We start from the raw sequence: 26,318 nt of genomic DNA, 5'->3' as shown, positions 1-26,318 counted from the left end.
ATGGCAATCAAGTTACTAAAGCAACAGTCATATATTTTGATTATAATCTTGACCATTACACCTTTACTAACGATAGCTGATAATCAGAAATTGCCGATACCTAGATTTGCCTCAATAAAGGCTAATGAGGTAAATGCTAGAGTTGGTCCTTCGATAAAAACACCTATAGAATGGGTATTTGTTAAAAAAGGTGAACCAGTAGAAATTATTGCAGAATATGAACAATGGAGGCAAATTCGTGATATAAAAGGAGAAGGAGGCTGGGTACATTCAAGTGTATTGTCCGGTAAAAGATCGGTGATTGTGGTAAGTTCCAAATTAGTAGCTCTGACTCAAGTAGCTAATGATCAACATAAAATTGTTGCAAGAGTAAGTAATTATGTCCGTTGCCTACTTAATAAATGCAAACAAGATTATTGTCAGGTGTGCTGCAAGAATTATACTGGATGGCTACCTAAAACAGTATTGTGGGGAGTATATAAGGATGAATAATATATACCATAGTACATTTTTCTATAATCGTCATAGCAAGGGTCTTTAGATGCCGTGGCGATCTAGATAAACAGCGAAGCTGTTTTTTTAGAGTAATGCTTCGCGTATCTTGGATTGCCACGTCGCCGCTTGCAGCGGCTTCTCGCAATGACGGTTAAGGAAAAACTTGATTATTGAGTTTAAATATCGTTGCCACTTGACAGTTTCACCTGCAGTAAATGATGTTGGTTCAGAAATCACCGTAAGATATAATTAAAAAAACTTATTGTTGATTTTAGCTAAGTAATAATTTAAAATTAAAAATGAAGTAACTGTAAAGTTATTTTGGGGTGTCGAAACCTCCATTTAAGAGCGGTAAGCATCAACCGATAAAATGATGCTCTTCGATTTGCCATGGTCGGGGAGATGCTAGCTATGTTCAAGGCTTGGGGTGTAAACTTCAAGCCTAAAGGCTATCGTAACTGTCTCTTAAAGGTTTTTCGAACTCCCCGATCGCCAAGATATATATAACCTATAAAATTTTCTTTTATCATTTTATCTTTGGCGATCAAAACTCTTAATTATTAAAACATTAGAGAAGGGGTCGCATATGAACAACCAACAAGCCATTATCTTATTATATTCATCACATGCCCGTTTTGAACTCATAAGGCAATCTTTGATCAATTTTTGTAAAGAAAATAATTTTACAATAATAAAAATTATCGACACACCTAATAAATACGATGACAGTATACTTCGCGAATTAATTTATACAGTAAGCAAACAAAATAATTATAATAGCCCTATCAATCTAATCATCGATGACAGTATATTTAGTAATATTTGTTATTTCGTAACTTGGGTGGTAATTACTACTTTATTAGAAGCTAAGCTGATTAATAGGCTTTATATTCAAGAAAATATATTGCATACTACCAATACTGAAAAAGATAAATTTGATAATTTTTTAGCAACTGACATAATAACTGAGCATTATTTATTAAAATTCTGTTTTTCATATTTTAACATTATAATGCATGCTGCTAAAGCAACAATGGATTTCGATGATGAAGAATTACATAAAGGCGGCAATGCATAATATATCGAGGCTTTTAAGTGTTTTTGAGACTTTGTACTTGTGTACATGAAAGTTTATAAATCATTTAGATCAACTGCTATAGCTTCTTTCTTTTCTTTTAGTCTTTCTTCAGCAAGTTTAAGTAAATCTCTATCATCTAATATTTCAACCATTTGTTCGTATAGTTCAGTTGGAACTAAATAAGTCGTTGGTTTATTATGATTCAATAAAGCAATAGGCTCACCACTAGACTTAGCAAGCAATGCTGTAGGACTTTTCTTAAATTCTGATATACTGGCAGTAAGATTAGTATAGATATGATTCATTGTTATACCATGATTAATATTTAATTATATACCTATTATAGTACTTAATTTAGGTTTTAACAATATTTTAATTTTCCAATTTTTGACAAAGCTAGTTGTTTTTCTGATTGGCTTGATAAAGTTTAAACTCAGCTTTTCCTCAGTTTCTTCAAATCATTTGAGTATATTATATCGAATTCAGGTTATTTAAGAGGTATATTTTTAAAGCCTAAAGAAGTAAGCATATGCATGGTTTCCAGTAGTGGTAATCCCATAATATTTGAGTAAGATCCATATATGCTAGGAACAAAGGCTTCGGCATATCCATGAATTCCACAGCCGCCTGCTTTATTGATTCCTTCATCTAGGCTACAGTAAAATTCTATCTCTTGCTGGCTCAATCTTTTAAACTTGACTATGGTTTGCACTAATTTTTGTCGCAGCAGAACTTGTTCGAGAGTCTTTTTTATTATACAGATACCTGTATAAACCCTATGACGCCTTCCAGATAAAATATTAAGGCAATATCTAACATCTTCACTTGTTAAAGCCTTGGGTAGTATTTTTCTACCGTGAACCACAACAGTATCAGCTGCTATAATTATAGCTTCACCACTTATTTTTTTGGCAACAACCTCGGCTTTTTCCTGTGCTAATCTTGTTACCAACTGGTTTGGTAACTCTCGTAAGTACTCTGTTTCATTTATATTAGCGGGAATAATTTGTGTAGGAAATACCTTTATTCTTTTTAGTAATTCAAGCCTTGCAGGTGATTGTGAAGCTAGAACTATAGGTATATTCTGTTGTTTTAAAAAAGTGGATTCTATATTTGACATAAAATATGAAAGACTCTAATGACGGTGGATAACACGACCTTTTGTTAGATCATAAGGCGTCATTTCCACTGTGATTTTATCTCCGACAAGTATCCTAATACGATTCTTACGCATCCTACCAGAAGTATGGGCGATAATAAAATGACCATTTTCCAACTTCACTCTAAAAGTTGCGTTAGGCAAAAGCTCAAGGACAACGCCTTCAAAATTAATTAGCTCTTCTTTGCTCATTACAACTTAACTAAATTATAATTTTTAATTTCTAAAATGGCTTGCCGTAGTGGACAATTTCAGAACCACGCTTGACATAAAATTATAGTTATTCAAACGCTTATACACCAATATTGAAAGAATCTACATTAATATAAAAAATTTGCAAGTAATATAAGGATCACCTCACGAAAAAAGATGTAAAAAATAAAGATTTATAAAAAACTACAATTTTTATCGAAAATATGATAAAGATTTAATCTTAAAAATTTTTCACATTTTAATAGTAAACTAAAGAGATTTTAAATGGCTTATATTGTTGGTAATACAGGTAAATGGGAATATGTTATAGGCGTAGAGGTACATGCCCAAATTTCTTCAAAATCCAAGCTTTTCTCTGCTAGTTCCGCCGAATTTGCTGCTCTTCCTAATTCACAAGTATCTTTAATTGATGCAGCAATGCCTGGAATGTTACCAGTATTAAATGAATATTGTGTCCATCAAGCAATTAAGACCGGTCTCGGACTTAAGGCAAAAATCAATCTTAATTCAAGATTTGATCGTAAAAATTACTTTTACCCCGACTTACCGCAAGGATATCAAATCTCGCAATTCTATCATCCAATTGTCCAAGATGGTTATTTAGACATAGTAACTCAGCAGGGAATAACCAAGAAAATTAGAATTAATCGTTTGCATTTAGAACAGGATGCGGGCAAATCTATCCATGATCAATCTCCGTATTATAGTTTCATTGATTTAAACCGGGCTGGTGTAGGATTAATGGAAATTGTTACTGAACCAGACCTTAGCTCACCGGAGGAAACAGCTGAATTTGTTCGTAAACTCAGGGCTTTGTTAAGATATATAGGAAGTTGTGATGGTGATATGGAAAAAGGATCATTACGTTGCGATGCTAATATTTCAGTTAGGCTTCCTGGGAATCCACTCGGAACAAGGTGTGAGATCAAAAACATAAATTCGATTCGTAATATTATGCGGGCAATAGAGTTTGAAGCAAATAGGCAAGTGAATTTAATCGAAAATGGTCAGACAATAATACAGGAGACTAGATTATTTGATGCTGATATTGGTGAAACTAGGACAATGCGTTTAAAAGAAGAATCTCATGACTATAGATATTTTCCTGATCCAGATCTATTACCAATAGTTTTATCTGAGGAGCTGATAGAGCAATTAGCTCGGGAGCTACCGGAACTTCCGGATGCAAAAATTAAAAGATATATTGCAGAATATAGTTTAAACACATATGACGCTGAGGTTCTTGCTGCTGATGAACAGGTAGCATATTATTTCGAAGCAGCAGTGACATTATGCAATCCTAAGATACTTGCTAATTGGATTATTAGTGAGTTGTTTGGTCAACTTAATAAAAATGCCATTAGCTTAAATGAGTGTAAGATTACCCCAAAAATGCTTGCCCAAATGGTGAAGTTAATAGAAGATGGGGTGATTTCAGGGAAAATTGCCAAAGTAGTTTTTGAAACTATGTTTGAAACTGGCGAGCAACCGGAAAAAATTATTAAAGAAAAGGGCTTAGTGCAAATGTCAGATAGTGGTATACTATCTGCTATAATTGATGAAATATTGTCGGAAAATCCTGATTCTGTTTCTGCTTATAAAAGCGGTAAGGATAAGTTATTTGGCTTTTTTGTAGGACAAGTAATGAAAAAAACTGAAGGTAAGGCCAATCCTAACTTAGTGAATGATTTATTAAAAGACTTTCTGCATAAGTCAAAATAGTTGGTGATTTTGTCGTCGAAACTCGCCTTCGCTCCTCACGTACGTTTATGTACGCTGCGGTACTCGGCTTCGTTTCTTCTAAAAATCTCTCAACTATTTTGACTTATGCTAGGTAAGTCTAAAGGAGAGATTACAATAATTAAAATATTGGGTATTGAATCAAGTTGTGATGATACTGGCGTGGCAATAGTCACCTCAGATAAAAAAATTTTGTCAAATGTTGTTATTTCCCAACATCAAGAACACAAGCTTTTTCAAGGGGTAGTACCGGAAATTGCCGCTAGATCACATTTGCAGAATTTAGAAAAAGCAGTTAGATATGTTTTAGATGAAAGCCATCTTGAGTTATCTGATATAGATGGAATCGCAGCCACTTCCGGTCCTGGCTTGATAGGAGGAGTAATAGTTGGCTCAATGTTTGCTAGGTCCATTGCTAGTGTCTTAAAGAAGCCTTTTATTGCAGTTAACCACTTAGAAGGACATTTACTTACTGCTAGATTAACCAATAAGGCTGAATATCCTTACTTACTTCTATTAGTTTCCGGCGGACATTGTCAATTTGTTGCCGCTTCCTCCCTTGGCAAATATAAAATTTTAGGACAAACTATAGATGATTCGGTTGGAGAGTGTTTTGATAAAGTAGCTAAAATGTTGGGTTTGCCTTTCCCTGGAGGCGTAGAAATTGAGAGAAGAGCAAAATTTGGCGATCCGTCTAAATATATTTTACCAAAACCCATTATCCATCAAACTGGCTGTAATATGTCGTTTTCAGGTTTAAAGACTGCAGTACGCATATTAATATCCAAATTAGAACCTATAGGTGATCAAGAAATTAATGATATAGCAGCCAGCTTTCAATATGTGGTTGGAGAAATCTTGTCAGTAAAAATGCTTAATAGCTTTAGAATGTATGAAGAATTTATAGGTAAGTCGCTATTGCCACAAAAAACTTGCGTGCTTGCCGGTGGGGTTGCTGCTAATGATTATTTGAGGTCTATACTTAAGTATCAAGCTGCAACTCAAGGATATGCACTTTTACTACCCCCAGCACATTTATGCACTGATAATGCTGCTATGATCGCTTATGCTGGGCTAGAACGTCTACAAAACAATCTTACTGACCGACTCGATTTCTGTCCTAGAGCTAAATGGAGCTTAGAGGATTTATAAAAATGGGTATACTCGATGAAAATCAAGAAATGCGTTGTCGTTGTTCAAGTTCTTCGGTGCTCACGTACTAATGTACGCTCCGCTCCTCGACTTAAACACTCCTAGCATTTCTTGATTTTGATCTTCGTCTACCAATCCTTCATTTACGAGCAGTATAATCTAACCTGAATTCGATGTAACAAGTTACATCGAATTCAGTATTATATATAGAAACAATCAGGTTTGAAGCGGCTGCCCACCTGAAGTATCGATATAAGAATTAATAATTCTTATATCGAACTGGGGGTAATCTATTAATTATTCTTCGCCATTTGCTGCTTATTAATAGTCATATAAAACACTAATATCATGCTAATTGAAATGATCAGCATGAATAATGGTAGTTGTATCAATGATCCATCATGCATATGCCCTATTAATCCTGTAAAGCTTGCAACAATTACATAATACATAAAACCAAAAAGTGAAGATGCCGTGCCAGCAAATTTACCATAATCTTCCAAAGCTTGGCTTAAGCAGTTTGGAACTATCATTGTCTTACCTGTCATAATAATACCTAGCCATAATAAAGTTTGTAATAAAGAACCTGTCACATTATCTTTATTAATTAGATTAAAATAGCTAGATAAAAAGAATAGTAGAGATCCTAAACACATAACTTTAATAGCTGTAAAGATAATATTATCAGAAGTTCTTTGCAGTTTATGCATCTTTTTGGATATAAGTCCACCTAAAGCTAAGGGAATACATATAAAGAATGTTATCATACCAAAAGATGAAGTTGAAATATTTAGTCCTGAGATAAAATAAAAAGGTGCTTCAGTAAAATAACCAAATAGCATACCATTCACTGCTCCAATTAAAAATGCTAAACCGAGCAATCTTGGATCTCTGATCATTTTAGCAAAACATTCTTTGTAAAGTGGAATAACCAAACGTTCAGTTCTAAGATTTAGGTTAGTTTCTGGAAGTCTAACTGATATTAACACTATGATAAATATTGCAATCACTATCAGAACAAGAAATACCGCCGACCAATGATAAAATTTTATAACAAAACCACCTATAACTCAATGATAGGTAAGCCACTAGTTTGACTAGTGAGACCATCAAGGCTTGGCCTTTAGATTTAGTATAAAATAAAAAGTTATCATATATAACTTCTTTGGCTTGACGGTCAAAGGAGAAAATATATGACAACATACGAAAGTTTAAATCATTCTAAATGGGATTGCAAATATCATATTGTGTTTATTCCAAAGTGTCGTAAAAAAGAATTGTACGGGAAGGTTAGAAAATATCTTGGGAACGTATTCCATGAGTTAGCTTTTCAACGTGGGAGAAAGATCATAGAGGGGCATATGGTACAAGATCATGTGCATATGCTCATCAAGATTCCTCCTAAATATTCTGTAGCTGAAGTAATAGGCTATATCAAGGGGAAAAGTGCTATAGCCGTTGCTAGGCAGTTTGGTGGACGAAAACGTAATTTTAATGGAGAAAAGTTGTGGGCTAGAGGTTATGCGGTCTCAACTGTAGGATTTGAAGAGAATCAGATCAAACACTACATTAAGAATCAAGAGCAACTTGATAGTTTAGGCTCTGACGAATCAGGAGAATTTTAATTAACAATGGCAGCCCTTTGGGCTGCTCATAACCGTCAAGCCCCTCGCTTTGCGAGGGCGTTCTGACTGGTCCTATATCAGGAGAAAACGCCGTGGCAATAGCTATCGTTGAGAACATTTTACCACGCTCTGCTGGTTTTACTACATCTCTTGCTATAGCAATGCCTAATACTGAGCCAACACTAGCTCCAAAAGCTTGTATAAATCTTGCAGCAAATAACATATTAATATTATCTGCTAGATAACAAATGAAGCATGATAAAGCATAAATCAAAAATCCTGTAAGTACGCAAGGCTTACGCCCATAACAATCAGATAAATTACCCCATATTAAAACACCAATAGCAAAACCGAACAAATAAATAGTAAGTGTGTATTCAGCTAAATTAGCACTAATTGCTAAATCCTTGGCTAAATCAGGAAGTGAGGGAGTATAAATAGTCTCGCTTAATACCGGTATGGTAACCATTAATATAATAATATATAGTGGTGCGACTATGATATTCTCAATTTTATCTAGTTTCATTAATAACTTCCATTGGTTGCAGATATTGTCCTTTATATACTCTAGCATGCTCACCATTCATTTCCAAATCCAATTTTCCAAATCATTTAAGTATACCCTGTCTATTCCAGTGATCTGACTTTTTTAAAAAATTCCTTCATTAAATTCTCAGAAATTTCTGCTGAAAAACCACTATATATTTCAGGATGGTAAAAACAAGATTTACTGTTAAAGAAACGCCCACCATTCTCAACTCCTCCCTGTTTTGGGTCGTTTGCTGCATAAAATAATCTACCTATCCTAGCAAAAGATATTGCAGCAGCACACATTGTACATGGTTCTAAAGTAACATACATATCACAGTCTGATAGATTCTTACTAGATAGAATTTGACAAGATTGATTTATCGCGACAATTTCAGCATGGAGTAGCGGATTCTTTGTTTGTTCAACAATATTATGAGCCTTTGAAATAACTTTGTTACTTATTCTATTAACTATAATAGCACCTACCGGAATTTCATTTTCATTAAAAGCAAATTGTGCTTGTTTTAAAGCCTCCTCCATGAAGAAATTGTTAAATTTGGTTGATGTTTTCACGGTAATTCACTTTTTCCTCATAACCATATGGATCTAGGTGAATAATTATTTCTGCACCTGGAAACTCTAATAACAATGCAATATAAATTTTATCACTAATATAATGAGAACTATACAATGACATATCTCCGTCCATTTCTATGTGACATTGTATAAACGGCTTACTTGCAGCATATCTAGTCTTCATTTCGTGTATACCTTTTACTTCTTTAAATCTAGTAATTATTGAGAGAATTTTTTTTCTATCTTCTTCAGGCATTTCTTCATCAATAAGATTTTTAAAAGCTTTTCTGAATAAAGCATAAGAGGCATATATTATATATATTGCAATACCAATGCCAAATAATGAATCTATGAACCAAAAACGAGTACTTAATTTTATAGAAACAATTACACCAACATTTGTTAGTAAATCTGTAAAATAATGTAATTTATCTACTTTGATTATTTCAGAACTAGTTTTTTTTATCACATAAGTTTGATAAGCCACCAAAATAACAGTTAGGATAATGCACAAATATAGTATATTAATGCCAGATTCTATATTGCTTGGAACTGATCCATCAACAAGAGACCTTAAAGAAGAAAAACCCATAAATAAACCCGAAACAACAAAGAATACTGCTTGTGAAAAAATTGCTAAATCTTGGATTTTTTCATGACCAAATCTATGGTGATAATCAGGTGGCTGCAGTGCAAAACGAATAGTAATCAAATTAAAAAGAGAGGATGAAATATCAAGCATAGTATCAATTAAAGACGCTAGAATAGACTGAGAATCAGTTACCAGCCACGCATAAGATTTAATAAATAAAATGAATACAGCTATACTAAAAGACAAATAAGATGAGGACTTGATTAAAATTTGATGTTCTGAATTAGTCATATAAAATTTTCGATTTTATAGTATAAAATGTATTAGTGTTAGTATATATTAGTGTATAGTATATACTAACCCTAGGGTGTGTCAACGTAACTCTTAAACATATGGTTTTTATGAATTTAACATGCAAAATTATAGCAATTATTTTAGCAGCAACAATGTTGCATGGCTGTACCGGTATGAATAAACAAGGTGGTGGAACGCTAATTGGCGGTGTAGCTGGTGGACTTTTAGGATCACAATTTGGTAAAGGGACCGGTCGTCTTGCCGCAACTGGTATAGGGGCTTTAGCTGGAGCATTTATCGGTGGTCAAATTGGTCAGACTATGGATGAACATGACAGGAAATTGCTAGAGCTAAGTTCGCAGAAAGCATTAGAGGCTGCTCCTAGTGGTCAGAGTGTAGAGTGGCGTAACCCAGATAGTGGTAATTACGGGTATGTAACACCAAGCAAAGCTTTCAAAGACGATAGTGGTCAGTATTGCCGTGAGTATACTCAGGTAGCTGTTGTGGGTGGTAAGCAAGAAAAAGTTTATGGGAAAGCTTGTCGTAGACCAGACGGTCAATGGGAAATTGTGCGTTAAGTTTTATCAAAACTTATCATCGGTTGACCTTTATATCCCGTTTAGAATATAACATCAGGTTAGCACTAGCCTGATGTTTCTATTGTAAGCCCTACCAACTTTTAAATTACCCTTAAGTAAATGGGATAACGTAACAAAATTAGAGAGTGAGAATGAAGCAATATAGTGATTTTTCGAAGATTATTCATCGTGAAGGCTACATATTTATCGTAAGCTTTGCAGTTGTGACTTTTTTACTTTCTACTGTTCATAATAGTTTTGGATATGTAGGATTAGTTATAACGATTTGGTGTATATATTTTTTTAGGAATCCGGATCGATTTACCCCTATTAGTGACGATCTAGTGGTCAGTCCAGCAGACGGAACAGTGCAAAAAATAACTGAGGCAGTTCCTCCTCTAGAACTTGGTCTTGGTAATCAGGAAATGATTAGAGTTAGTATTTTTTTGAATATTTTTAATGTTCATGTAAATCGTATTCCAGCTAATGGAAAGATTTTATCCCTACATTATAATCCAGGAAAATTTTTCAATGCCTCTCTTGATAAGGCAAGTATATATAACGAACGTCAGTCTGTTTTAATGGAAACAAATAGTGGTCATAAAATTGCTTTTGTTCAAATAGCAGGATTAATAGCAAGAAGAATATTATGTGATTTAGAAGAAGATACTGAGGTTAGAGTTGGTGATAGGTATGGTATCATCCGATTTGGTAGTAGAGCTGACGTCTATTTGCCACTTAAAACTACACTTTGTGTTACTGAGGGTCAGACTTCAGTTGGTGGAGAAACTATTATTGCTGATTTTAGGATCAAGAAAACATCTGAACTTAAGTTTGAAAAAAGGTAATATTCTTACTGCTTTAATATAAGTATATAGGTATAAATTGCTTAAAATACACAAAGTTAAAATAACAAAACCAATTCCGTTTATAAAATTGCTTCCTAATTTTATCACTTTATTGGGTCTTGTGGTTGGTGTTAGTGCTATTAAATTTGGATTAGATGGTAGATGGGAAAAGGCTGTATATTGTACTTTAGTTGCAGCTATAATAGATGGAATTGATGGTAGGATAGCAAGAATGCTAAATGCTACTAGTCCTTTTGGTGCTGAACTAGATTCCTTATGTGATTTTGCTAATTTTGGAGTAGTCCCAGCTTATCTTGTATATTTATGGTCTTTTCAACAATATGAATATCAAGTATTTTCATGGGGTTCTATATTATTGTTTATGGTATGCATGGTCTTAAGGCTTGCAAGGTTTAATACTACTATTTTTCAGGAGATACATAATAAGAAAATAAAATATTTTTTTACTGGCGTGCCTGCACCTTGTGGAGCTTTACTTGCTCTAATGCCAATGATTTTGGATTTTGAAGTAAGTAGCGTTTTAGGTATCAATATCCGTAAACATACTATTATGATAGATTTATATATTGTTGTAATTGCTTTTTTACTTGCCAGCAGCCTACCAACATTTTCAACAAAAAATATTAATATAAAACACGAATATTTATCATTAGCGATGATGGTATTTGCTGTTATCATTATAAGTCTTATTATATATCCATGGTATTTGTTACCATCCATTGCCTTTATATATATGTTATCTATACCAGTGTGCTATTTTATTAGTAGGAAATTCTATTAGATTTGTTGCATAATAACTAGGGACAAGTAAGTTAGTCAAGGAGAAGGACTTATTTTTTACAGTCTATGAGTATAACTTTTAATCATTTTTTTGCCAACTCTTCAGGTTAATTGAGTATATACAGTTATACAGAGAATGAATTACCACACCCACACTTATTTTTTGCAAGGGGGTTTCTAATTTCAAAATAGGAACTACCTAATTCTTCGATAAAATCTATTATACAATCAACCATAAGCTGCTGAGATATTTCATCGATAACTACTTTAATATTATCTTTTTCTATAATACAGTCATCTTTTGTTATGTCATTGCTTGAAACTAGAGCGTAATTATAAACAAATCCAGAACAGCCTCCACCATCAACAACTACTCTAAGAACCAAACTTGGATTACTTTCTAATTTTATTAGCTCATCTACTCTTTTAAAAGCATTATCAGTAACTTTTATTGACATGTTCTTATATTATAAAGACCATTAGAATAATCCTAAAAACCTAATTTTGCAAGAGTTTCATTTAAAAACCTTGAAAAGCTTGCTAGGTAATTCTATACTGGCTTTGTTATAAGGAAAAATGCACTCTTGAAGCGGTTGACGCGAGTGCATTTTAACTTTTTTCATCATTCGATGTAACTTGTTACATCGAATTCAGATTAAATAGGAGTTAATATATGCTTGCTTCATATGCAGTAGATCCAGCCAAGAGTAGGGGGAGATTGTTTAATGAATATCCTACATCTTATAGAAATGAATTTGAACGAGATCGGGATCGTATAATTCATTCAAAGGCTTTCAGACGTTTACAATATAAAACCCAGGTTTTTATTAATCATGAAGGGGATCATTATCGAAATCGCCTTACTCATTCGATTGAAGTTTCTACGGTTGCACGTTCTATTGCTAAAACCCTTAATTTATCAAGTGATTTAGCTGAAACTGTAGCTCTTGCTCATGATCTTGGGCATACTCCTTTTGGTCATGCAGGGGAGATCGCACTAAATAAATGTATGGAAGATTATGGTGGATTTTCCCATAATGCTCATTCATTAAAGATTCTTACTAAAGTAGAGAAAAGATATGCGGCTTATAATGGATTAAATTTGACATGGGAAGTGCTAGAAGGAATTGTTAAACATAATGGTCCTTTAATAAATAACATACCTAAATATATAGTAGAGTATGATTTACAACATGCTCTTGACTTATCTCACTATTCCTCAGCTGAAGCTCAAATTGCTTCATTAGCTGATGATATTAGTTATATTTCTCATGATTTGGAAGATAGTGTTGGTGCTAAGATTATTGATTTTAATCATCTAGCAGAAATTAAATTTATTGATCAATATGCTTTTGAAATTAAGTCCAAGTTTAAGGATATAACAACTTCTCGTCTTATTTATGAAATCGTACGTAAATTGATGAGTGATTTAATTACCGATCTATTGCTACAAACAAATGATAACTTACAAAAACAGAGAATAACTACAACAGCTGATATACGACATCTTGATTATCAGATTGTTGATTTTACTGACGAGACAAAAGAACATATAACGGCAATTAGACAATTCTTGTATAATAAAGTATATAAACATAATAAACTGACTTCTATAACTTTAAAGTGTCAAAATATTATACAAGGGTTATTTAGGGTATATATGGATAATATTGATTTATTACCATTTAGTTGGAAGGAATTAATTATACCAGGGGATGTAAAATCCAAAGCTGATATAGTAGCAGATTATATAGCTGGCATGACTGACCGCTTCGCTATTCAAGAATATCAAGATCTTTATTCCTTCAATTTTAATAATATTTGATTTATGAATATATTTAATAAATTACGTGAAGATATCATTAGTGCAGCTAGACAAATATGCGATAATGAAGATGTGTTAAAATTGGCGGCTATAGAAATTCCTAAAGATAATCTCAATGGTGATCTTTCAAGTAATATAGCTATGATTATCGCTGCAAAACAAAATATTAAACCTAAGGAACTAGCTATTAGATTTAAAGAACTATTAACGCCTCTTCCATATATCGCGTCTATAGAAGTTGCTGGTCCAGGATTTATTAACTTTACTATCAAAGCTGATATGTGGCATAACTCTATCAATGATATATTGCTGGATAAGGAGGATTTTTTTAAGATTAATTTTGGTAATAATCAAAAGGTTAATATTGAATATGTATCTGCAAATCCAACTGGTCCTATGCATATTGGTCATGCTAGAGGTGCTGTTTATGGTGATGCTTTAGCCAAAGTGTTAGATAGTACTGGCTATATTGTTACCAAAGAATATTACCTTAATGATGCCGGCTCTCAAGTGGATGACTTAGCTAGTTCAGTTATTTTACGTTATAAACAAGCATTAACAAAAGAAGAGATCGTAATACCAGAAGGGCTTTATCCTGGAGAATATTTGGTAGATATTGGACAAAAGTTGGTGGAAAAATTTGGTGATAAATTATTAACAATGACCGATAGGCAACGTCATGAACTCGTTAAGGATTTTGCAGTAGAAGAAATGTTAGCTATAATTAAGCAGGATTTAAAGGAGCTAGATATTGAACACGAGGTATTCTTCTCGGAAAAGTCACTGCATGATAGTGGTAAGATTGATGAAGTTGTACAAATGCTTACTAAAATAGGACTAATATATGAGGGGCAGTTGTCCCCTCCTAAAGGTAAAATAGATGAATCTTGGGATTCAAGAACTCAGAAATTGTTTAAATCTACGGCTTTTGGTGATAATCAAGATAGACCAATAGAAAAATCTGACGGTAGTTGGTCATATTTTGCCTCTGATTTAGCTTATGCTAAGGATAAAATAGATCGTGGTTTTGATCATCTAGTTTATATTCTAGGTGCAGATCATTGTGGCTACGTAAAAAGAATTGAGGCAATAGTTAAAGCTTTTGGTGGAGAAAAAGTTAAAGTTGATGTTAAGATTTGCCAGTTAGTAAATTTTGTTGAAAACGGTATCGCTATAAAAATGTCAAAACGTAGCGGTAATTTTACTAGTGTACGAGATGTAACAAATGAGGTAGGTAAAGATATAATAAGATTTATAATGCTAACCCGTAAGAATGATATTGCTCTTGACTTCGACCTAGTAAAAGTAAAAGAACAATCAAAAGACAATCCTGTATTTTACGTACAATATGCTCATGTTAGGACAATATCTATACTGGAAAAATCTAAAGAATCCATGCCAAAAGCATATGGTAAATTCTTAGAGAATGAGTATGACTTGTCGTTACTTTCCAGCGAAGAGGAAATAGAAATAATTAAACTTCTTGCTTCATGGTCAAAAGTTTTAGAAATTTCGGCAAAATATTTTGAACCCCACAGAGTAGCTTTTTATCTGATTAATTTAGCTTCAAAATTCCATGCTTTATGGAATTTTGGCAAGGAAAATAATGATTATCGGTTTCTAATTGAAGATAATATAGAGTTAACCACTGCTCGTCTTGCTTTAGCAAAGTCTATTCAAAAGATTATAAAAGTTGGTTTTGATGTTATAGGGGTAACACCTATGAATAAAATGTAATAAAGTATTGTAATTTATAAGTTGATGACTAACCGCACTTTACTCTTACTAATTATTCTCTCAATAATTAGTGGTATTACATATTTAGTTTATACTAATTATAGCCGAAATAGTGGTCAAGTAGTAATAATTTACCCTGATCCATTACCTACAAAAATTAAACCACAAGATAGTGGTGGGATAGTAATACCAAATGCGAATAATATAATTTATGAGAGTTTACAACAAAAAAAGACCAACAAACCTATAATATTACAACCTGAACCGGAAAAGCCATTAAATATTGCTAAACAAAAACTAGCAGAAAGTGATGAAGAACTTGACTCGATAGACACGATTTTATTTAGTATAGTAGAAACTGATCAAGCTAAGTATGAAAAACACAAACTAAGTAAAGATGAAGAAGGAACAGAAACAATTTTACCTAATATAGTAAGAAATGACTTGGTGCAAAAAGAGAATTTAATAGAGCAAAAATTTGTTCCAATAGTTCAACCATCTAATAATAAAGCTGGTTTAAATGTCATAAAAGTTACTGAATCACATCGCAAAATTGATGAAACACAGTTAAATAAGTCGAATCAAGGTGGTTATAAAATTCAACTAGCCTCAGTAAAATCTGAATCAGAAGCTAATCAAGAAGGAGAAAGAATCAAAAAAAAATATGCAAAAATTCTTAATAATACGGTAGTAAATATTAAGAAGATACAATCTAGTACAGGAAGTTTTTTCTATTTAGTATTAGTAGGTAACTACCAAAGTATAAGCCAAGCTAAAGCGATCTGTAAGAAACTATCTGACAATCAGCAAGGTTGTATAATTACTAACCGTTGATGTATTAAAGAAAATTGTAGAAATATAAGTAGTTCAGTGCTATAATTGTAAGATAAGTTAGTGTTCTATTTATTAATTTTTAGGGTAATGAATGTTTAGTAAATATATAGTTAATATTTTTCTTTTTATTATAATGCTAATTTTATCTAGCTGCTCTGTCTACAAAGCTGCTTCTAATGAAGGTATTTCAGTATCAGATATAACTAAATGCCAAACGAAAGGTTGTTTTCTATCTCATGGTATGGAAATTGTTGATCGTCATCAAGAAGAAAATGGAAAATATATGGAAACATATAGGGCTATGGCAAGAAAATCTGGTTTGAATTATTTAAGAGCTGCTGGGCATGGAGTACTTGATGTTATGACTCTTGGAGTATGGGAAGTGGCAGGTACTCCAGTTGAAGGGGCTATATCTAATAACCGAGGTTATATTACAGCTAGGGTTACTTATCCGTATAAAGAAGCAGATAAGTTTGAAAAGATCGAAATTTATGACGCTAATGGTAAGAAGGTTAAGTAAAGTTGGAGTCTAAGTAATCAAGCTGATCAATATCATATCAAAAAAAATATTATATTTATGAACATTAAAATTAAAAAATTAGAACATTCTGTAGATCTTTTGCCCAGTTATGCTACTGAGCATAGTGCTGGTATGGATCTAGTAGCAGCAAATATTGAACCAATCACTATAAAACCACAAGAAGTAAAGTTAGTACCCACGGGAATTTGTATAGCATTACCTAGTCATTTAGAAGCTCAAATCAGACCAAGATCAGGTTTGGCACTAAAACATGGTGTTACCGTGCTGAATTCACCTGGTACAATTGATGCTGATTATCGTGGTGAGATAAAGGTAATTTTAATTAATCATCATCCTAAAGAAGATTTTGTAATTGAGCGTGGCATGAAAATTGCTCAAATGGTTATTGCTAGATATGAGCAGATATTATGGGATGAGGTTAATTCGTTAGATGAAACCTCTAGAGGTTCTGGTGGATTTGGTTCGACTGGGAAATTCTAAATTAACCTGAATTCGATATAAGAATTAATAATTCTTATATCGAATTCAGATTAAATAGATAATTTTTTACTTTAATTCTAAGAATTTGGCAAATCAAGGCAATATCCTATAGCACGGATCGTTTTTATAAATACCTCAGATTCTTTATTTTTTAGAGATGTTCTTATTCTATTTATATGTACATCAATAGTACGTAGATCAATAGCTGTATCTCTGCCCCACACTTTGTCTACAATATCTTGACGGGAAAATATTACTTTAGGTGCTTTGATAAAAAGTTGTAAAATCTTAAATTCTGTTGGTCCTAAACGAATTATCCTGCCGTTATTAGTTACTTTATAGGTAGTAAGATCCATACTTACTTCCTTATATTTTATAACTTTATCTTGTAGAATTAAATTAGATCGTCGGAGTAATGATCTTATTGAAATCATTAGCTGATCTGAAGTGAATGGTTTAGTAAGAGAAACAACAAAGTTATTATCTTCCAAAGTATAATTAGACGGTGATTCTCCGGAATGTAGCAAAAAAATTATTGGTACTTTCTCTAAACCATTAATTTCTCTTAGTTTAGTTGCTATTTCTGTAGCAACTTTATCTTGTACCATCGAATCAACAATAATTATGTCAGGGTGATTTGCAATAGAGGAAGCTATAGCTTTTTCTATTGTGTTAGCCTTAACAAGATTAAACCATGCTCTCTCTATGACATTAGATAAAGAAACGTTAATGCTTTTAGTTGATTCTATAATAAGAACTCTAGGTGGTAATTTATCAAACATTTTAAATACTAATTAAATGAAGACTTTAGGCATGACTAAATTCTTCTCTGTATACCCAAATGATTGAGGGATTGGAGCATAAAACAAGGTATAAGCATGCTAGACATACATGTAAGTAATGTGAAGTACGCAAATCCTCAAAGTTTTTGCTGAGTCAATTTTTTAAAGTAAAAAGAGCATAGTTCAGTTATGCAAGAGTCTAATGTTACATATATTGTGAATTTATTGTAATGATATTAATTTGACTTTTTAAAGTGCAATATTATCGAATTAATTAATAAATTTCTACTAAATTTATTAATATAAGTCTACTAATTTAATTATTTATTTACAATCCGTGTAAAACGGTTATATTTTTGCAATCAAAAGGTATTAGTGATTTATTAATTATGCTCTATAATAAAGATAACACTTGAATTAAATGTTTTTTATTGTTATAAATGGCTTTATTTTATAGCTGGAGATTCTTATATATGGCTTTTTACGAATCAGTTTTTATCATACGCCAAGATATTTCGTCTGCTGATGTAGATAAAATTACCGATGACTTTACTAAAATTGTTAAAGATAGTAACGGTGAAGTTATTAAAACTGAATATTGGGGTTTAAGAAGTTTAGCCTATAAGATTGGTAATAATAAAAAAGGACATTATGTTTTTATGGGGCTTAAAACTGATTTTTCGGTAATAAATGAACTGGAAAGGAAAATGAAGCTAAGTGAAAATATTATTAGGTTTGTTAATATCAATGTTGATTCAATAAGTGCTGAACCTTCGCCGATTCTAAGAAGTAAAGGTTCAGATCATGAAGAAACAGTTGATGTAACAATTAATAAAGACTAAATAGTAATAAAATTGGAAAAGATTAAAATGTTTGAGAATGATGCTGTTGACTCTCAGTCAATGACTAGAATGGTTGATAGAAGTAATAAAAGAGTGTTTTTTAGAAAACGTAAGGGATGTCCTCTTTCTATTTCAAATGCTCCAGTAATTGATTACAAGAACCCTGATTTGTTAATAAAATTTGTATCAGAAGGTGGTAGAATGTTGCCTAGTAGGATTACCAATGTATGTGCCAAAAAGCAAAGAAAACTGAAGAATGCTATAAAAATTGCTAGAATCCTAGCGTTGTTGCCTTTTGTATTTCAAATTTGAGCAGAGGAATAAGATGGAAGTTATTTTGATTAAACCTGTAAGAAAACTTGGAAAGATTGCAGAGATTCTTAAGGTAAAAAAGGGGTTTGCTCGTAATTATCTTATCCCCAAAAAATTAGCAATTAGGGCAACAGAACCTAATAAACAGTTCATAGAAGCCCAAAAACATGATCTTGAAATGAAAGAGCTAAAAATAAGATCTGAGGCAGAAGCTATTAATAATGTTATAAGTGGTAAGGAATTAATATTTATTAAGCAGTCTGCTGATGATGGTCGGTTGTTTGGTTCAGTGAATAATAAAGAAATTGCTGAAAGTTTGTCTAAGGCTTCTTTGCACTTAATATCACATTTAAGTATAATTCTTGAGAACCCGATAAAATCAACAGGTGTATTCGTGGTAGAGGTTAGGTTGCACGCTGAGCTTAGTACAAATATAACGGTAATTGTTGCAAGGTCAGAATCTGAAGCACAAGATTACTCAAGGAACAATAAGCAAGATACTATTGACCTCCTTGAAAGTTCTGATCAACAAGAAACCTCTACTCCTAACGATGTGGAGCAGTTATAACATTTATCCATAGTTAAAGACGTCGATTAGCGAGGAGTCACTTTAGTGGCGACGAAACAACCCATAAAAATGATTATATTGGATTGTTTCGTTGACCTACAGTCTTTTCTCGCAAAAAGCATAAGATCTCATTGGGGAATTGAATCTATGCATTGGGTACTCGATGTGGTATTTAATGAAGATGCGAGCAGCATACGTCAAGGCAATGCTCCTGCAAATATGGTCAGTATCCGAGGGTTTGTATTGAATATTTTAAATAGAATAAAGACAAAAAGAAGAGACCAAACCAAAAATGATGCTTACTATGGGTTGGTCATCAAATAACTTCAAGCGTTTTATTAATGCCTTAATAAAATTTAACTAATTGTTCATCAGGTCGCCGTGGTTATGAAGCCAGATAAAATTAAAAACACCCTCATTATACATTATTATATTAATTATTGCAATACCTATATTAAGTGAAACCATTTATACTCCCTCACTTCCTAGCTTAGCCAAGGATTTGGCAATTAGTGCTAACTTATCTGAATACACACTTACTATTTATTTGTTTGGTTTTGCTGTTGGCGTGTTAATATGGGGTAACTTATCTGATTATTACGGACGTAAGCCTTGTCTACTTGCGGGATTTTTAGTTTACGCCTTATCATGCTGCATTTGTTATTTAGCAGATAATATAAATATGTTACTGGCTGCAAGATTTATGCAAGCTTTTGGTGCTAGTGTTGGTTCAGTATTAGGGACAGCCATAGCTAGAGAGGCAATACCACCAAAAGATCGTGGTAGGGTATTCTCAACTATAACTATTGCTATGGCCTTTGCTCCTGCTATAGGTCCAGTTATAGGTAGTTTTGTAATAAAATTTTATCATTGGTCAGCCGTATTTCTTGTACTAATCGTAATAGCAATATTCATTATGGTGTTAATATCAGCTAAACTTCCAGAAACTAACCAAAATCTAATGGTTAAACGCTCAGCTATTGGATTATATAAAGAATGTTTTAATAAAATGATCAGAGATCTAAGATTTCTCGGTTTTGTATTTTTAGTTGGAGCAGTAAATGGCATGTCATTTGGCTATTTTGCTGAAGCACCTTTCTATTTTATCTCAGGACTAAATATTACCACTTCATCATTTGGTATGATAGCATTATTTCCGTGTATTCCCTTAATTTTAGGTGGGCTTATATCTAAAAAGATGCACCAAATGCAAAGAACCTATGACTATATTATTTTTGCAGGCATTAAGCTTATGTGCTTAGGAGCTATGTTATTCTTTTTATCTAGTTATTTTAGTCTAATTAATAAAGATGATGTAACAGTATCGGTATTACAAACTTTATTATGGATGAGTATGGTTAATATTGGTGGTACGATGGTAACTCCTAACTGTTTAGGTCAGGCTTTGGAAAATTATGGTCAATTTGCTGGCACTGCTGCCTCACTCTCTGGTTTTATGTATTATGTAATTGCTGCAGGTTTTACAGTGTTAATAGGATATATGCATGACGGAACATTGGTACAATTACCATTATTCATGCTGATCATTTCAATTAGCATGATATTAGTGTTTTATATGGCTATTAATAAGCAGCAAATGGTGAAGAATAATTAATAGATTACCCCCAGTTCGATATAAGAACCTAGTATAATTTTCATCAAAACTAAGGATTATTTCTCCCATTTTTCTTAAAGCTTTGTTATAATCATTCTAGTTACAAACCTTTTTTATAGATGGTATACTGCTCGTAGGATCATTTGAGTATACCGCTAGACTTATATCTTAAGAATGTGTTATAAGTAATTAAAGAGGGTGACTTGAATAGACCTTGACTAAAATAGTCGCTAAGAGAATAAGTACCCTCTTTTTGGTAGTTTACCTTGAACAAATTGCAGAAGGCTGCTCTTTTTAAGACCACCTTCTGCAATTTGTTCAAGGTAAACTACCAAAAAGAGGGTACTTATTCTCTTAGCGACTATTTTAGTCAAGGTCTATTCAAGTCACCCTCTTTAATTACTTATAACACATTCTTAAGATATAAGGTCTATTCTATTCAGTTTTTAGGTTCATAACAACCTATTTTGACTATCCACGTTAGTAATACCTCCTCACGAAAGCAGGAACGTCCATATATGACATCCTAGGCTATTAAACCGATGTCTTACATCAAACTGAGGTTATATACCTACTTAAACTTGTACATTTGGTTAATTTATGAAGTCATATACTTTTAAAGAGCATTTTTTAGAGCTAAAGGCTAGGTTCTTACGAGTATTTGCTGCATTCATTATTGGTTTTATTATTTGTTATTGTTTCAGTAACGATATATATAACATTTTATTAGAGCCACTTGCAGAATTAGATCATGCTGATATAAGGAAAGTAATCTATACTGGTCTTACTGAAGCATTCTTTACTTATATAAAACTTGCAGCTTTTGTTTCTTTTGTCATGATTATGCCAATTATCGCTATAGAATGTTTTTTATTTATAAGACCTGGGTTATATTCAGGTGAGAAGAAATATGCAGCTTTTATTCTTTTTATGTCGCCTGTTTTGTTTTGGTGTGGGAGCATTTTTGTATTTTATTTTGTTATGCCGCGTGCATGGCAATTTTTTTTAAGCTTTGAAGATAATAATGCTATTATTCCACTAATTCTAGAAGCTAGAATTAGTGAATATTTAAACTTAGTAATTCAGTTAATTATTGCGTTTGGTATGGCTTTCCAATTACCAATTATTATGTTAATATTAAATTTATTAAAAATATTAACAGCAAAAGACTTAGTGGACAAAAGAAGATCGTCTATAGTAATTATTTTTATTATTGCTGGTATTTTAACTCCACCGGATGTACTTAGCCAATTTGCCCTTGCAATACCAATGCTTTTATTATATGAAACTTCAATTATTATGTGTAAATTTGTAGAAAATCGAGGAAGTTAAATGTTAGATATAAAGTGGATTAGGGAGAATAAGCAGGAATTTGATGATCTACTTATCAAAAGGGGAATTCCCCCAATGTCCGATAAAATTACTAAATTAGATGAAAGCAAACGCCAGCTAACTAATCTTATTCAGCAATTTCAGCATGCAAGAAGAAAGAAATCTAGGGATCTAGGCAACATGCCTAACAAATTTAGTAAGGAATTTGAAGAAATAAAGCGTGATGTGGATCACATAAATGAGAAACTGGAAGAACTGAATTTAAAATTAAATAGTAATCACCAGTTAAACGATATGTTGGAGGTATTGCCAAACCTTCCTGATCCCGACGTACCATATGGCACTGATGGCAGTATGAATAAACTGCTTAAAACAGTAGGAGACATTACAACAAAACTATCTCTTCCATTACCTAAGCAGCATTTTGAACTTGGTGAAAGTTTAGGAATGATGGATTTTGTACGTACTGCTAAAATGTCTGGTAGTAGGTTTGTGACTCTAAAGGGAGATTTAGCAAAGCTAGAACGTGCATTGATTAATTTTATGATTGATACACATACTCAAGAATTTGATTTTACTGAACTATCTCCTCCATCTTTGGTGCGACCAGCTGCTATGTATAATAGTGGTCAATTGCCAAAATTTGCAGAAGAGTCGTTTGAAACGGTGAATAATTACAGGTTAATTCCAACAGGTGAAGTACCTCTTGTTAATATGGTGGCCGATACCATAATAGCTAGGGAAGAATTGCCTATACGTTATGTTGCTTACACACCCTGTTACAGATCAGAATCTGGAAGTAGTGGTAGAGATACTAGAGGTATGATACGTATGCACCAGTTTGGTAAAGTTGAGTTGGTTACAATAACTACTGCAGAAGAATCTCAGCGTGAACATGAATATATAACTAATGCAGCTGAAACCATTCTAAAAAAACTTGATCTACCATATAGAGTTATGTTGCTTTGTACTGGAGATATGGGATTTACTGCCAAAAAGACCTATGATTTGGAAGTATGGTTGCCTGGTCAAAATCTATACCGTGAGATTTCAAGTTGTTCTAATTGTGGAGATTTTCAGGCTAGAAGGATGAAAGCTAGATATAAAGAATTTGGTAGCAACGAAACCACTCTTGCCCATACTTTGAATGGTTCTGGTTTACCAATTGGTAGGACAATAATCGCAATTCTAGAAAATTACCAAAATGCAGATGGTTCAATAACAGTTCCAGATGTTTTGGTGAGTTACATGGGTGGGTTGGAGCGAATTCATACCACTAAAGAGTATAAATAACATGTATTTGATAGGTATCATTGGTGTTCAAAATAGCTAGCAACTCAAGAAAAGTTGATAAGGATTTATATAATAATTCTGCAGAGGATTTCATTCCAATTGCTTGTCATTATAATGAGAATACTTTGTTAACTAAGAATGGCGAACTACTCCAAACTATCCAAATAAATGGTATCAATGCAGAAAATATTAGCACTAAGTTATTCAATTTACGAGAAGTAGTGCGTAATGCGATTAAGAAAAATGTTCATAATAAAAATTTTGCATTTTGGATACATACTGTACGACGTAAGACAAACTTAGATGACCCAACTCCTTACAATAAATTGTTACCAGCTAATATTCACAATTTATGGCAACAAAAAAATTACTGGGATGATAAATTTGTTAATACCTTATATATCTCAATAATTTATGATTCTGCTAAAATTAAAGTTAAAGATATCAACTCTTTAATAACTTCTTTGTCTTTCGATAAACTTGTCAATTACCAAAATAACTATTTAGATAGTGTTTTTAAAATGCTAAATAGTACTGTTGACAAAATACTTTTGGATTTACAAGATTTTGGTGCAGTAAAGTTAGGAATAAGATTTGAAGGGGAAGAATCTTACTCTGATTTGATGTTTTTATATCGTAGAATAATTCATCTCAACGAAGAATATTGCTTAGTACCGATTGCAAATCTATCTAATGCTTTAGCCTCTAATCAATATGCAGTTGGTAACGATAAGATTGAAGTAATAAGTAGGCATGATAAAAAGTTTGCATCCATTATTTCAATAAAGGAATATCAAGAAGTATCATCAGCTGCACTTGATGGATTCCTACAATTACCTGTGGAATTAATAGCAACAGAAATATTTTACTTCGTTGATAAAAAAGAAGTATCTAAAACATTTGAACAACAGGCATATATTTTACAAGTTAGTAAGGATACTAAACTTGCTGAAATTACAGGAATAGATAAGATAATGAACCTTGATGCTTCAATCCCGAACCAATTTTGTAAACAACAAATTTCTATTGCTATTATAGGGTCAGATTTGGAGAAATTGGATCAATCAATTGCCCAAGCATCTAAGGAACTTGCTAAAATTGGTATTGTCCATGTGCGGGAAGATATAAACTTAGAGCAAACATTTTGGGCACAGCTCCCAGGGAACTTTTCCTATGTTAGGAGGCTCGCTCCCACAATTATAGAAAATACCGCCGCTTTGGCCTCATTACATAATTTCCCGACCGGAAACCAAAATAACATATGGGGTAAAGCGGTGACTTTGCTTAGAACAGAAAAAGGAACTCCTTACTTTATGAATTTTCATGCTAAAAGTAATAATAGAGGAAATACTTGTATTTTTGGCACAGCTAATACTGGTAAGACTGTACTAACAAATTTTTTAATTTCTGAAGCAACTAAATACAAGCCAACAATATTATATCTTTCCAATAATAATAATTCAAAGATTTTTGTTGAATCAATTGAAGGGCAGTGGTTTGAAAAGGAGAAGAACCTAATAAATCCATTTCTACTAGATGATACTCTAGAGTCAAGGCATTTCGTTATCGAATTTCTTAAGATAATTTGCAATCATTCTTTTTACCCTCTAACCAAAGCAGAATTAGCTTTTCTAGAAAACTTCGCTGATAAAATTTGGACTTTAGATAATAAAGATCGTAATTTTTCCTCCATTTTAAAAACAATGGACTTTTCTATAGAAGATGGAGACTTAATTAAACTAAGGTTGACTGATTATACAAAAGGAGGATTATATGATGGTATATTTGATAGTGATAAATTCCCTTTATCTGAAGGCGGCATAATCGGATTTAATTTGTATCCTTTTTCTGGGAAGTCTTTTACTGAACGTTTTTATCCAACAGATAGAAAACTTCTAGAAGATTTTTCAATGAATTTGACTAAGCATAATAGTTTATGTGCAGGATTAATATATGCTTTTAATTATCACTTAACTATTATAGGGAAGAGTCCAAAAATATTAGCAATAGATAATCTAGATTCCTTGTATAGACCGGAAAATTTTGATAACATATCACAAATGATTTCTGATAGATTGCTGAGTAATAATGGAATAATGGTTAGTAATTTTAATTTTAGTTATCTACAGTCAACAAAAACAAAGGTGCTACAGAATTGGTTGGATTTAATAGACACTAAAATAATTTTACCATCAGAAATAAAATCACAGTATTTAGAACAAATTTTAGGGTTAAATGAATCAGAAATAAATAAATTATCGAAATTTACAATTGCTTCTAGAATGTTCTTAATAAATCAAAATAATCAATCTATTGCTTTAGAGTTAAGTATAGGAAGTTTAATTGGCATTATCAAGATTCTATCCTGTAGAACCGAGGAATTAAAAATATATCAAGAAATATTACAACAATATCCAGGACATCCTGATAATTGGATTAATCCTTTGTATATAGCATTAAATCATATTTAGTTGT

General features: G+C 32.5%; 28 protein-coding genes and 2 pseudogenes. 21 read left to right on the top strand and 9 right to left on the bottom strand.

The features are described 5' to 3' along the window. On the top strand, positions 1-492 hold the full coding sequence (locus AAHM80_RS06560; protein ID WP_342259658.1) for an SH3 domain-containing protein: 492 nt from the start codon (positions 1-3) through the stop codon (positions 490-492). Positions 493-1,081: 589 nt separating this feature from the next. Further along, entirely contained in the window at positions 1,082-1,573 is a 492-nt protein-coding gene (locus tag AAHM80_RS06555) for a hypothetical protein (RefSeq protein WP_342259657.1), read from the top strand. Positions 1,574-1,626: 53 nt separating this feature from the next. Here AAHM80_RS06555 and AAHM80_RS06550 read toward each other — a convergent pair whose 3' ends face one another. The 3 genes from AAHM80_RS06550 to infA all read right to left on the bottom strand — a co-directional run bounded on the left by AAHM80_RS06550 (position 1,627) and on the right by infA (position 2,924). Beyond that, positions 1,627-1,878, bottom strand: a complete 252-nt coding sequence (locus AAHM80_RS06550) for a type II toxin-antitoxin system Phd/YefM family antitoxin (RefSeq protein ID WP_342259656.1) — start codon at positions 1,876-1,878, stop codon at positions 1,627-1,629. Between the two features lie 182 nt (positions 1,879-2,060). Beyond that, positions 2,061-2,693: a Maf family protein gene (locus tag AAHM80_RS06545; protein WP_341751571.1), complete on the bottom strand. Its 633-nt coding sequence runs from the start codon at positions 2,691-2,693 to the stop codon at positions 2,061-2,063. A 15-nt stretch (positions 2,694-2,708) separates the two neighbouring features. Next, the gene (gene infA, locus AAHM80_RS06540) at positions 2,709-2,924 is read right to left on the bottom strand and encodes a translation initiation factor IF-1 (RefSeq protein ID WP_341748261.1); all 216 of its coding nucleotides are present in this window, start codon (positions 2,922-2,924) and stop codon (positions 2,709-2,711) included. Positions 2,925-3,209: 285 nt separating this feature from the next. On the opposite strand from infA, the gene gatB reads away from it, so the two are divergent. Both gatB and tsaD read left to right on the top strand, forming a co-directional pair. Further along, positions 3,210-4,667: an Asp-tRNA(Asn)/Glu-tRNA(Gln) amidotransferase subunit GatB gene (gene gatB / locus AAHM80_RS06535; protein WP_342259655.1), complete on the top strand. Its 1,458-nt coding sequence runs from the start codon at positions 3,210-3,212 to the stop codon at positions 4,665-4,667. Positions 4,668-4,802: 135 nt separating this feature from the next. After that, complete coding sequence (gene tsaD / locus AAHM80_RS06530) at positions 4,803-5,837, top strand: tRNA (adenosine(37)-N6)-threonylcarbamoyltransferase complex transferase subunit TsaD (protein ID WP_342260457.1); 1,035 nt, start codon at positions 4,803-4,805, stop codon at positions 5,835-5,837. Positions 5,838-6,130: 293 nt separating this feature from the next. Here tsaD and AAHM80_RS06525 read toward each other — a convergent pair whose 3' ends face one another. Beyond that, positions 6,131-6,847 (bottom strand): hypothetical protein, encoded by a 717-nt coding sequence (locus AAHM80_RS06525; RefSeq protein ID WP_410521487.1) that lies wholly within the window; start codon positions 6,845-6,847, stop codon positions 6,131-6,133. A 183-nt stretch (positions 6,848-7,030) separates the two neighbouring features. Here AAHM80_RS06525 and tnpA point away from each other — a divergent pair, with 183 nt between their 5' ends. Then, entirely contained in the window at positions 7,031-7,462 is a 432-nt protein-coding gene (gene tnpA, locus AAHM80_RS06520) for an IS200/IS605 family transposase (protein ID WP_342259383.1), read from the top strand. Here the strand turns inward: tnpA and AAHM80_RS06515 are convergent. From AAHM80_RS06515 to AAHM80_RS06505, 3 genes are all read right to left on the bottom strand, one after another. Further along, positions 7,407-7,988, bottom strand: a complete 582-nt coding sequence (locus AAHM80_RS06515; RefSeq protein WP_342259654.1) for an MFS transporter — start codon at positions 7,986-7,988, stop codon at positions 7,407-7,409. The two genes, tnpA and AAHM80_RS06515, sit on opposite strands and share 56 nt — an antisense overlap. Positions 7,989-8,089: 101 nt before the next feature. Continuing rightward, a complete protein-coding gene (locus tag AAHM80_RS06510) occupies positions 8,090-8,533 on the bottom strand; it encodes a nucleoside deaminase (RefSeq protein ID WP_341756040.1) in 444 nt (147 codons plus the stop codon). A gap of 10 nt (positions 8,534-8,543) precedes the next feature. Further along, positions 8,544-9,452 (bottom strand): cation diffusion facilitator family transporter, encoded by a 909-nt coding sequence (locus AAHM80_RS06505; RefSeq protein WP_342259653.1) that lies wholly within the window; start codon positions 9,450-9,452, stop codon positions 8,544-8,546. Between the two features lie 110 nt (positions 9,453-9,562). Between AAHM80_RS06505 and AAHM80_RS06500 the strand changes: the two genes are divergently transcribed. The 3 genes from AAHM80_RS06500 (at position 9,563) to AAHM80_RS06490 (ending at position 11,683) form a co-directional block, all read left to right on the top strand. Beyond that, positions 9,563-10,033 carry an RT0821/Lpp0805 family surface protein gene (locus AAHM80_RS06500; protein ID WP_342259652.1) on the top strand — a complete coding sequence of 157 codons (471 nt, stop codon included), beginning with the start codon at positions 9,563-9,565 and terminating at the stop codon, positions 10,031-10,033. 152 nt (positions 10,034-10,185) lie between these two features. Then, positions 10,186-10,881 carry a phosphatidylserine decarboxylase gene (locus AAHM80_RS06495; protein WP_342259651.1) on the top strand — a complete coding sequence of 232 codons (696 nt, stop codon included), beginning with the start codon at positions 10,186-10,188 and terminating at the stop codon, positions 10,879-10,881. A 37-nt stretch (positions 10,882-10,918) separates the two neighbouring features. Beyond that, positions 10,919-11,683, top strand: a complete 765-nt coding sequence (locus AAHM80_RS06490; protein WP_342259650.1) for a phosphatidylcholine/phosphatidylserine synthase — start codon at positions 10,919-10,921, stop codon at positions 11,681-11,683. A gap of 124 nt (positions 11,684-11,807) precedes the next feature. Here the strand turns inward: AAHM80_RS06490 and AAHM80_RS06485 are convergent, their stop codons facing one another. Further along, complete coding sequence (locus AAHM80_RS06485; protein WP_341751578.1) at positions 11,808-12,140, bottom strand: HesB/IscA family protein; 333 nt, start codon at positions 12,138-12,140, stop codon at positions 11,808-11,810. 215 nt (positions 12,141-12,355) lie between these two features. On the opposite strand from AAHM80_RS06485, the gene AAHM80_RS06480 reads away from it, so the two are divergent. The 5 genes from AAHM80_RS06480 to dut all read left to right on the top strand — a co-directional run bounded on the left by AAHM80_RS06480 (position 12,356) and on the right by dut (position 17,099). After that, entirely contained in the window at positions 12,356-13,507 is a 1,152-nt protein-coding gene (locus tag AAHM80_RS06480) for a deoxyguanosinetriphosphate triphosphohydrolase (RefSeq protein WP_342259649.1), read from the top strand. A 3-nt stretch (positions 13,508-13,510) separates the two neighbouring features. Continuing rightward, positions 13,511-15,244, top strand: a complete 1,734-nt coding sequence (gene argS / locus AAHM80_RS06475) for an arginine--tRNA ligase (RefSeq protein WP_342259648.1) — start codon at positions 13,511-13,513, stop codon at positions 15,242-15,244. A 24-nt stretch (positions 15,245-15,268) separates the two neighbouring features. Further along, a complete protein-coding gene (locus tag AAHM80_RS06470) occupies positions 15,269-16,078 on the top strand; it encodes an SPOR domain-containing protein (protein WP_342259647.1) in 810 nt (269 codons plus the stop codon). Between the two features lie 91 nt (positions 16,079-16,169). Next, positions 16,170-16,598, top strand: a complete 429-nt coding sequence (locus AAHM80_RS06465) for a hypothetical protein (RefSeq protein WP_341748146.1) — start codon at positions 16,170-16,172, stop codon at positions 16,596-16,598. 57 nt (positions 16,599-16,655) lie between these two features. Next, positions 16,656-17,099 carry a dUTP diphosphatase gene (gene dut, locus AAHM80_RS06460; protein ID WP_341748147.1) on the top strand — a complete coding sequence of 148 codons (444 nt, stop codon included), beginning with the start codon at positions 16,656-16,658 and terminating at the stop codon, positions 17,097-17,099. 77 nt (positions 17,100-17,176) lie between these two features. Here the strand turns inward: dut and AAHM80_RS06455 are convergent, their stop codons facing one another. Next, a complete protein-coding gene (locus AAHM80_RS06455; RefSeq protein WP_341751583.1) occupies positions 17,177-17,881 on the bottom strand; it encodes a winged helix-turn-helix domain-containing protein in 705 nt (234 codons plus the stop codon). Positions 17,882-18,354: 473 nt separating this feature from the next. Between AAHM80_RS06455 and rpsF the strand changes: the two genes are divergently transcribed. From rpsF to AAHM80_RS06415, 8 genes and pseudogenes are all read left to right on the top strand, one after another. Then, complete coding sequence (gene rpsF, locus AAHM80_RS06450; protein WP_341751584.1) at positions 18,355-18,723, top strand: 30S ribosomal protein S6; 369 nt, start codon at positions 18,355-18,357, stop codon at positions 18,721-18,723. A 27-nt stretch (positions 18,724-18,750) separates the two neighbouring features. Then, positions 18,751-19,035, top strand: coding sequence for a 30S ribosomal protein S18 (gene rpsR / locus AAHM80_RS06445; RefSeq protein ID WP_342260455.1), 285 nt, complete (start codon positions 18,751-18,753; stop codon positions 19,033-19,035). Between the two features lie 13 nt (positions 19,036-19,048). Then, positions 19,049-19,603, top strand: coding sequence for a 50S ribosomal protein L9 (gene rplI, locus AAHM80_RS06440; RefSeq protein WP_341755466.1), 555 nt, complete (start codon positions 19,049-19,051; stop codon positions 19,601-19,603). 111 nt (positions 19,604-19,714) lie between these two features. Further along, positions 19,715-19,829: pseudogene (locus tag AAHM80_RS06435) on the top strand (ISAs1 family transposase); the annotation flags it as partial. A 171-nt stretch (positions 19,830-20,000) separates the two neighbouring features. Further along, on the top strand, positions 20,001-21,218 hold the full coding sequence (locus tag AAHM80_RS06430; protein WP_342260454.1) for a multidrug effflux MFS transporter: 1,218 nt from the start codon (positions 20,001-20,003) through the stop codon (positions 21,216-21,218). Between the two features lie 600 nt (positions 21,219-21,818). Continuing rightward, positions 21,819-22,573: pseudogene (gene tatC / locus AAHM80_RS06425) on the top strand (twin-arginine translocase subunit TatC). After that, entirely contained in the window at positions 22,551-23,843 is a 1,293-nt protein-coding gene (gene serS, locus AAHM80_RS06420; RefSeq protein WP_342259646.1) for a serine--tRNA ligase, read from the top strand. The pseudogene tatC and the gene serS overlap by 23 nt, the downstream one beginning before the upstream one ends. A gap of 32 nt (positions 23,844-23,875) precedes the next feature. Further along, positions 23,876-26,314: a VirB4 family type IV secretion/conjugal transfer ATPase gene (locus AAHM80_RS06415; protein WP_342260453.1), complete on the top strand. Its 2,439-nt coding sequence runs from the start codon at positions 23,876-23,878 to the stop codon at positions 26,312-26,314. The last annotated feature ends 4 nt before the right edge of the window (positions 26,315-26,318 follow it).

This window comes from Candidatus Tisiphia endosymbiont of Metellina segmentata (assembly GCF_964030715.1).
Classification (GTDB): Bacteria; Pseudomonadota; Alphaproteobacteria; order Rickettsiales; family Rickettsiaceae; genus Tisiphia.
This window is presented reverse-complemented; position numbering and strand designations above follow the sequence as displayed.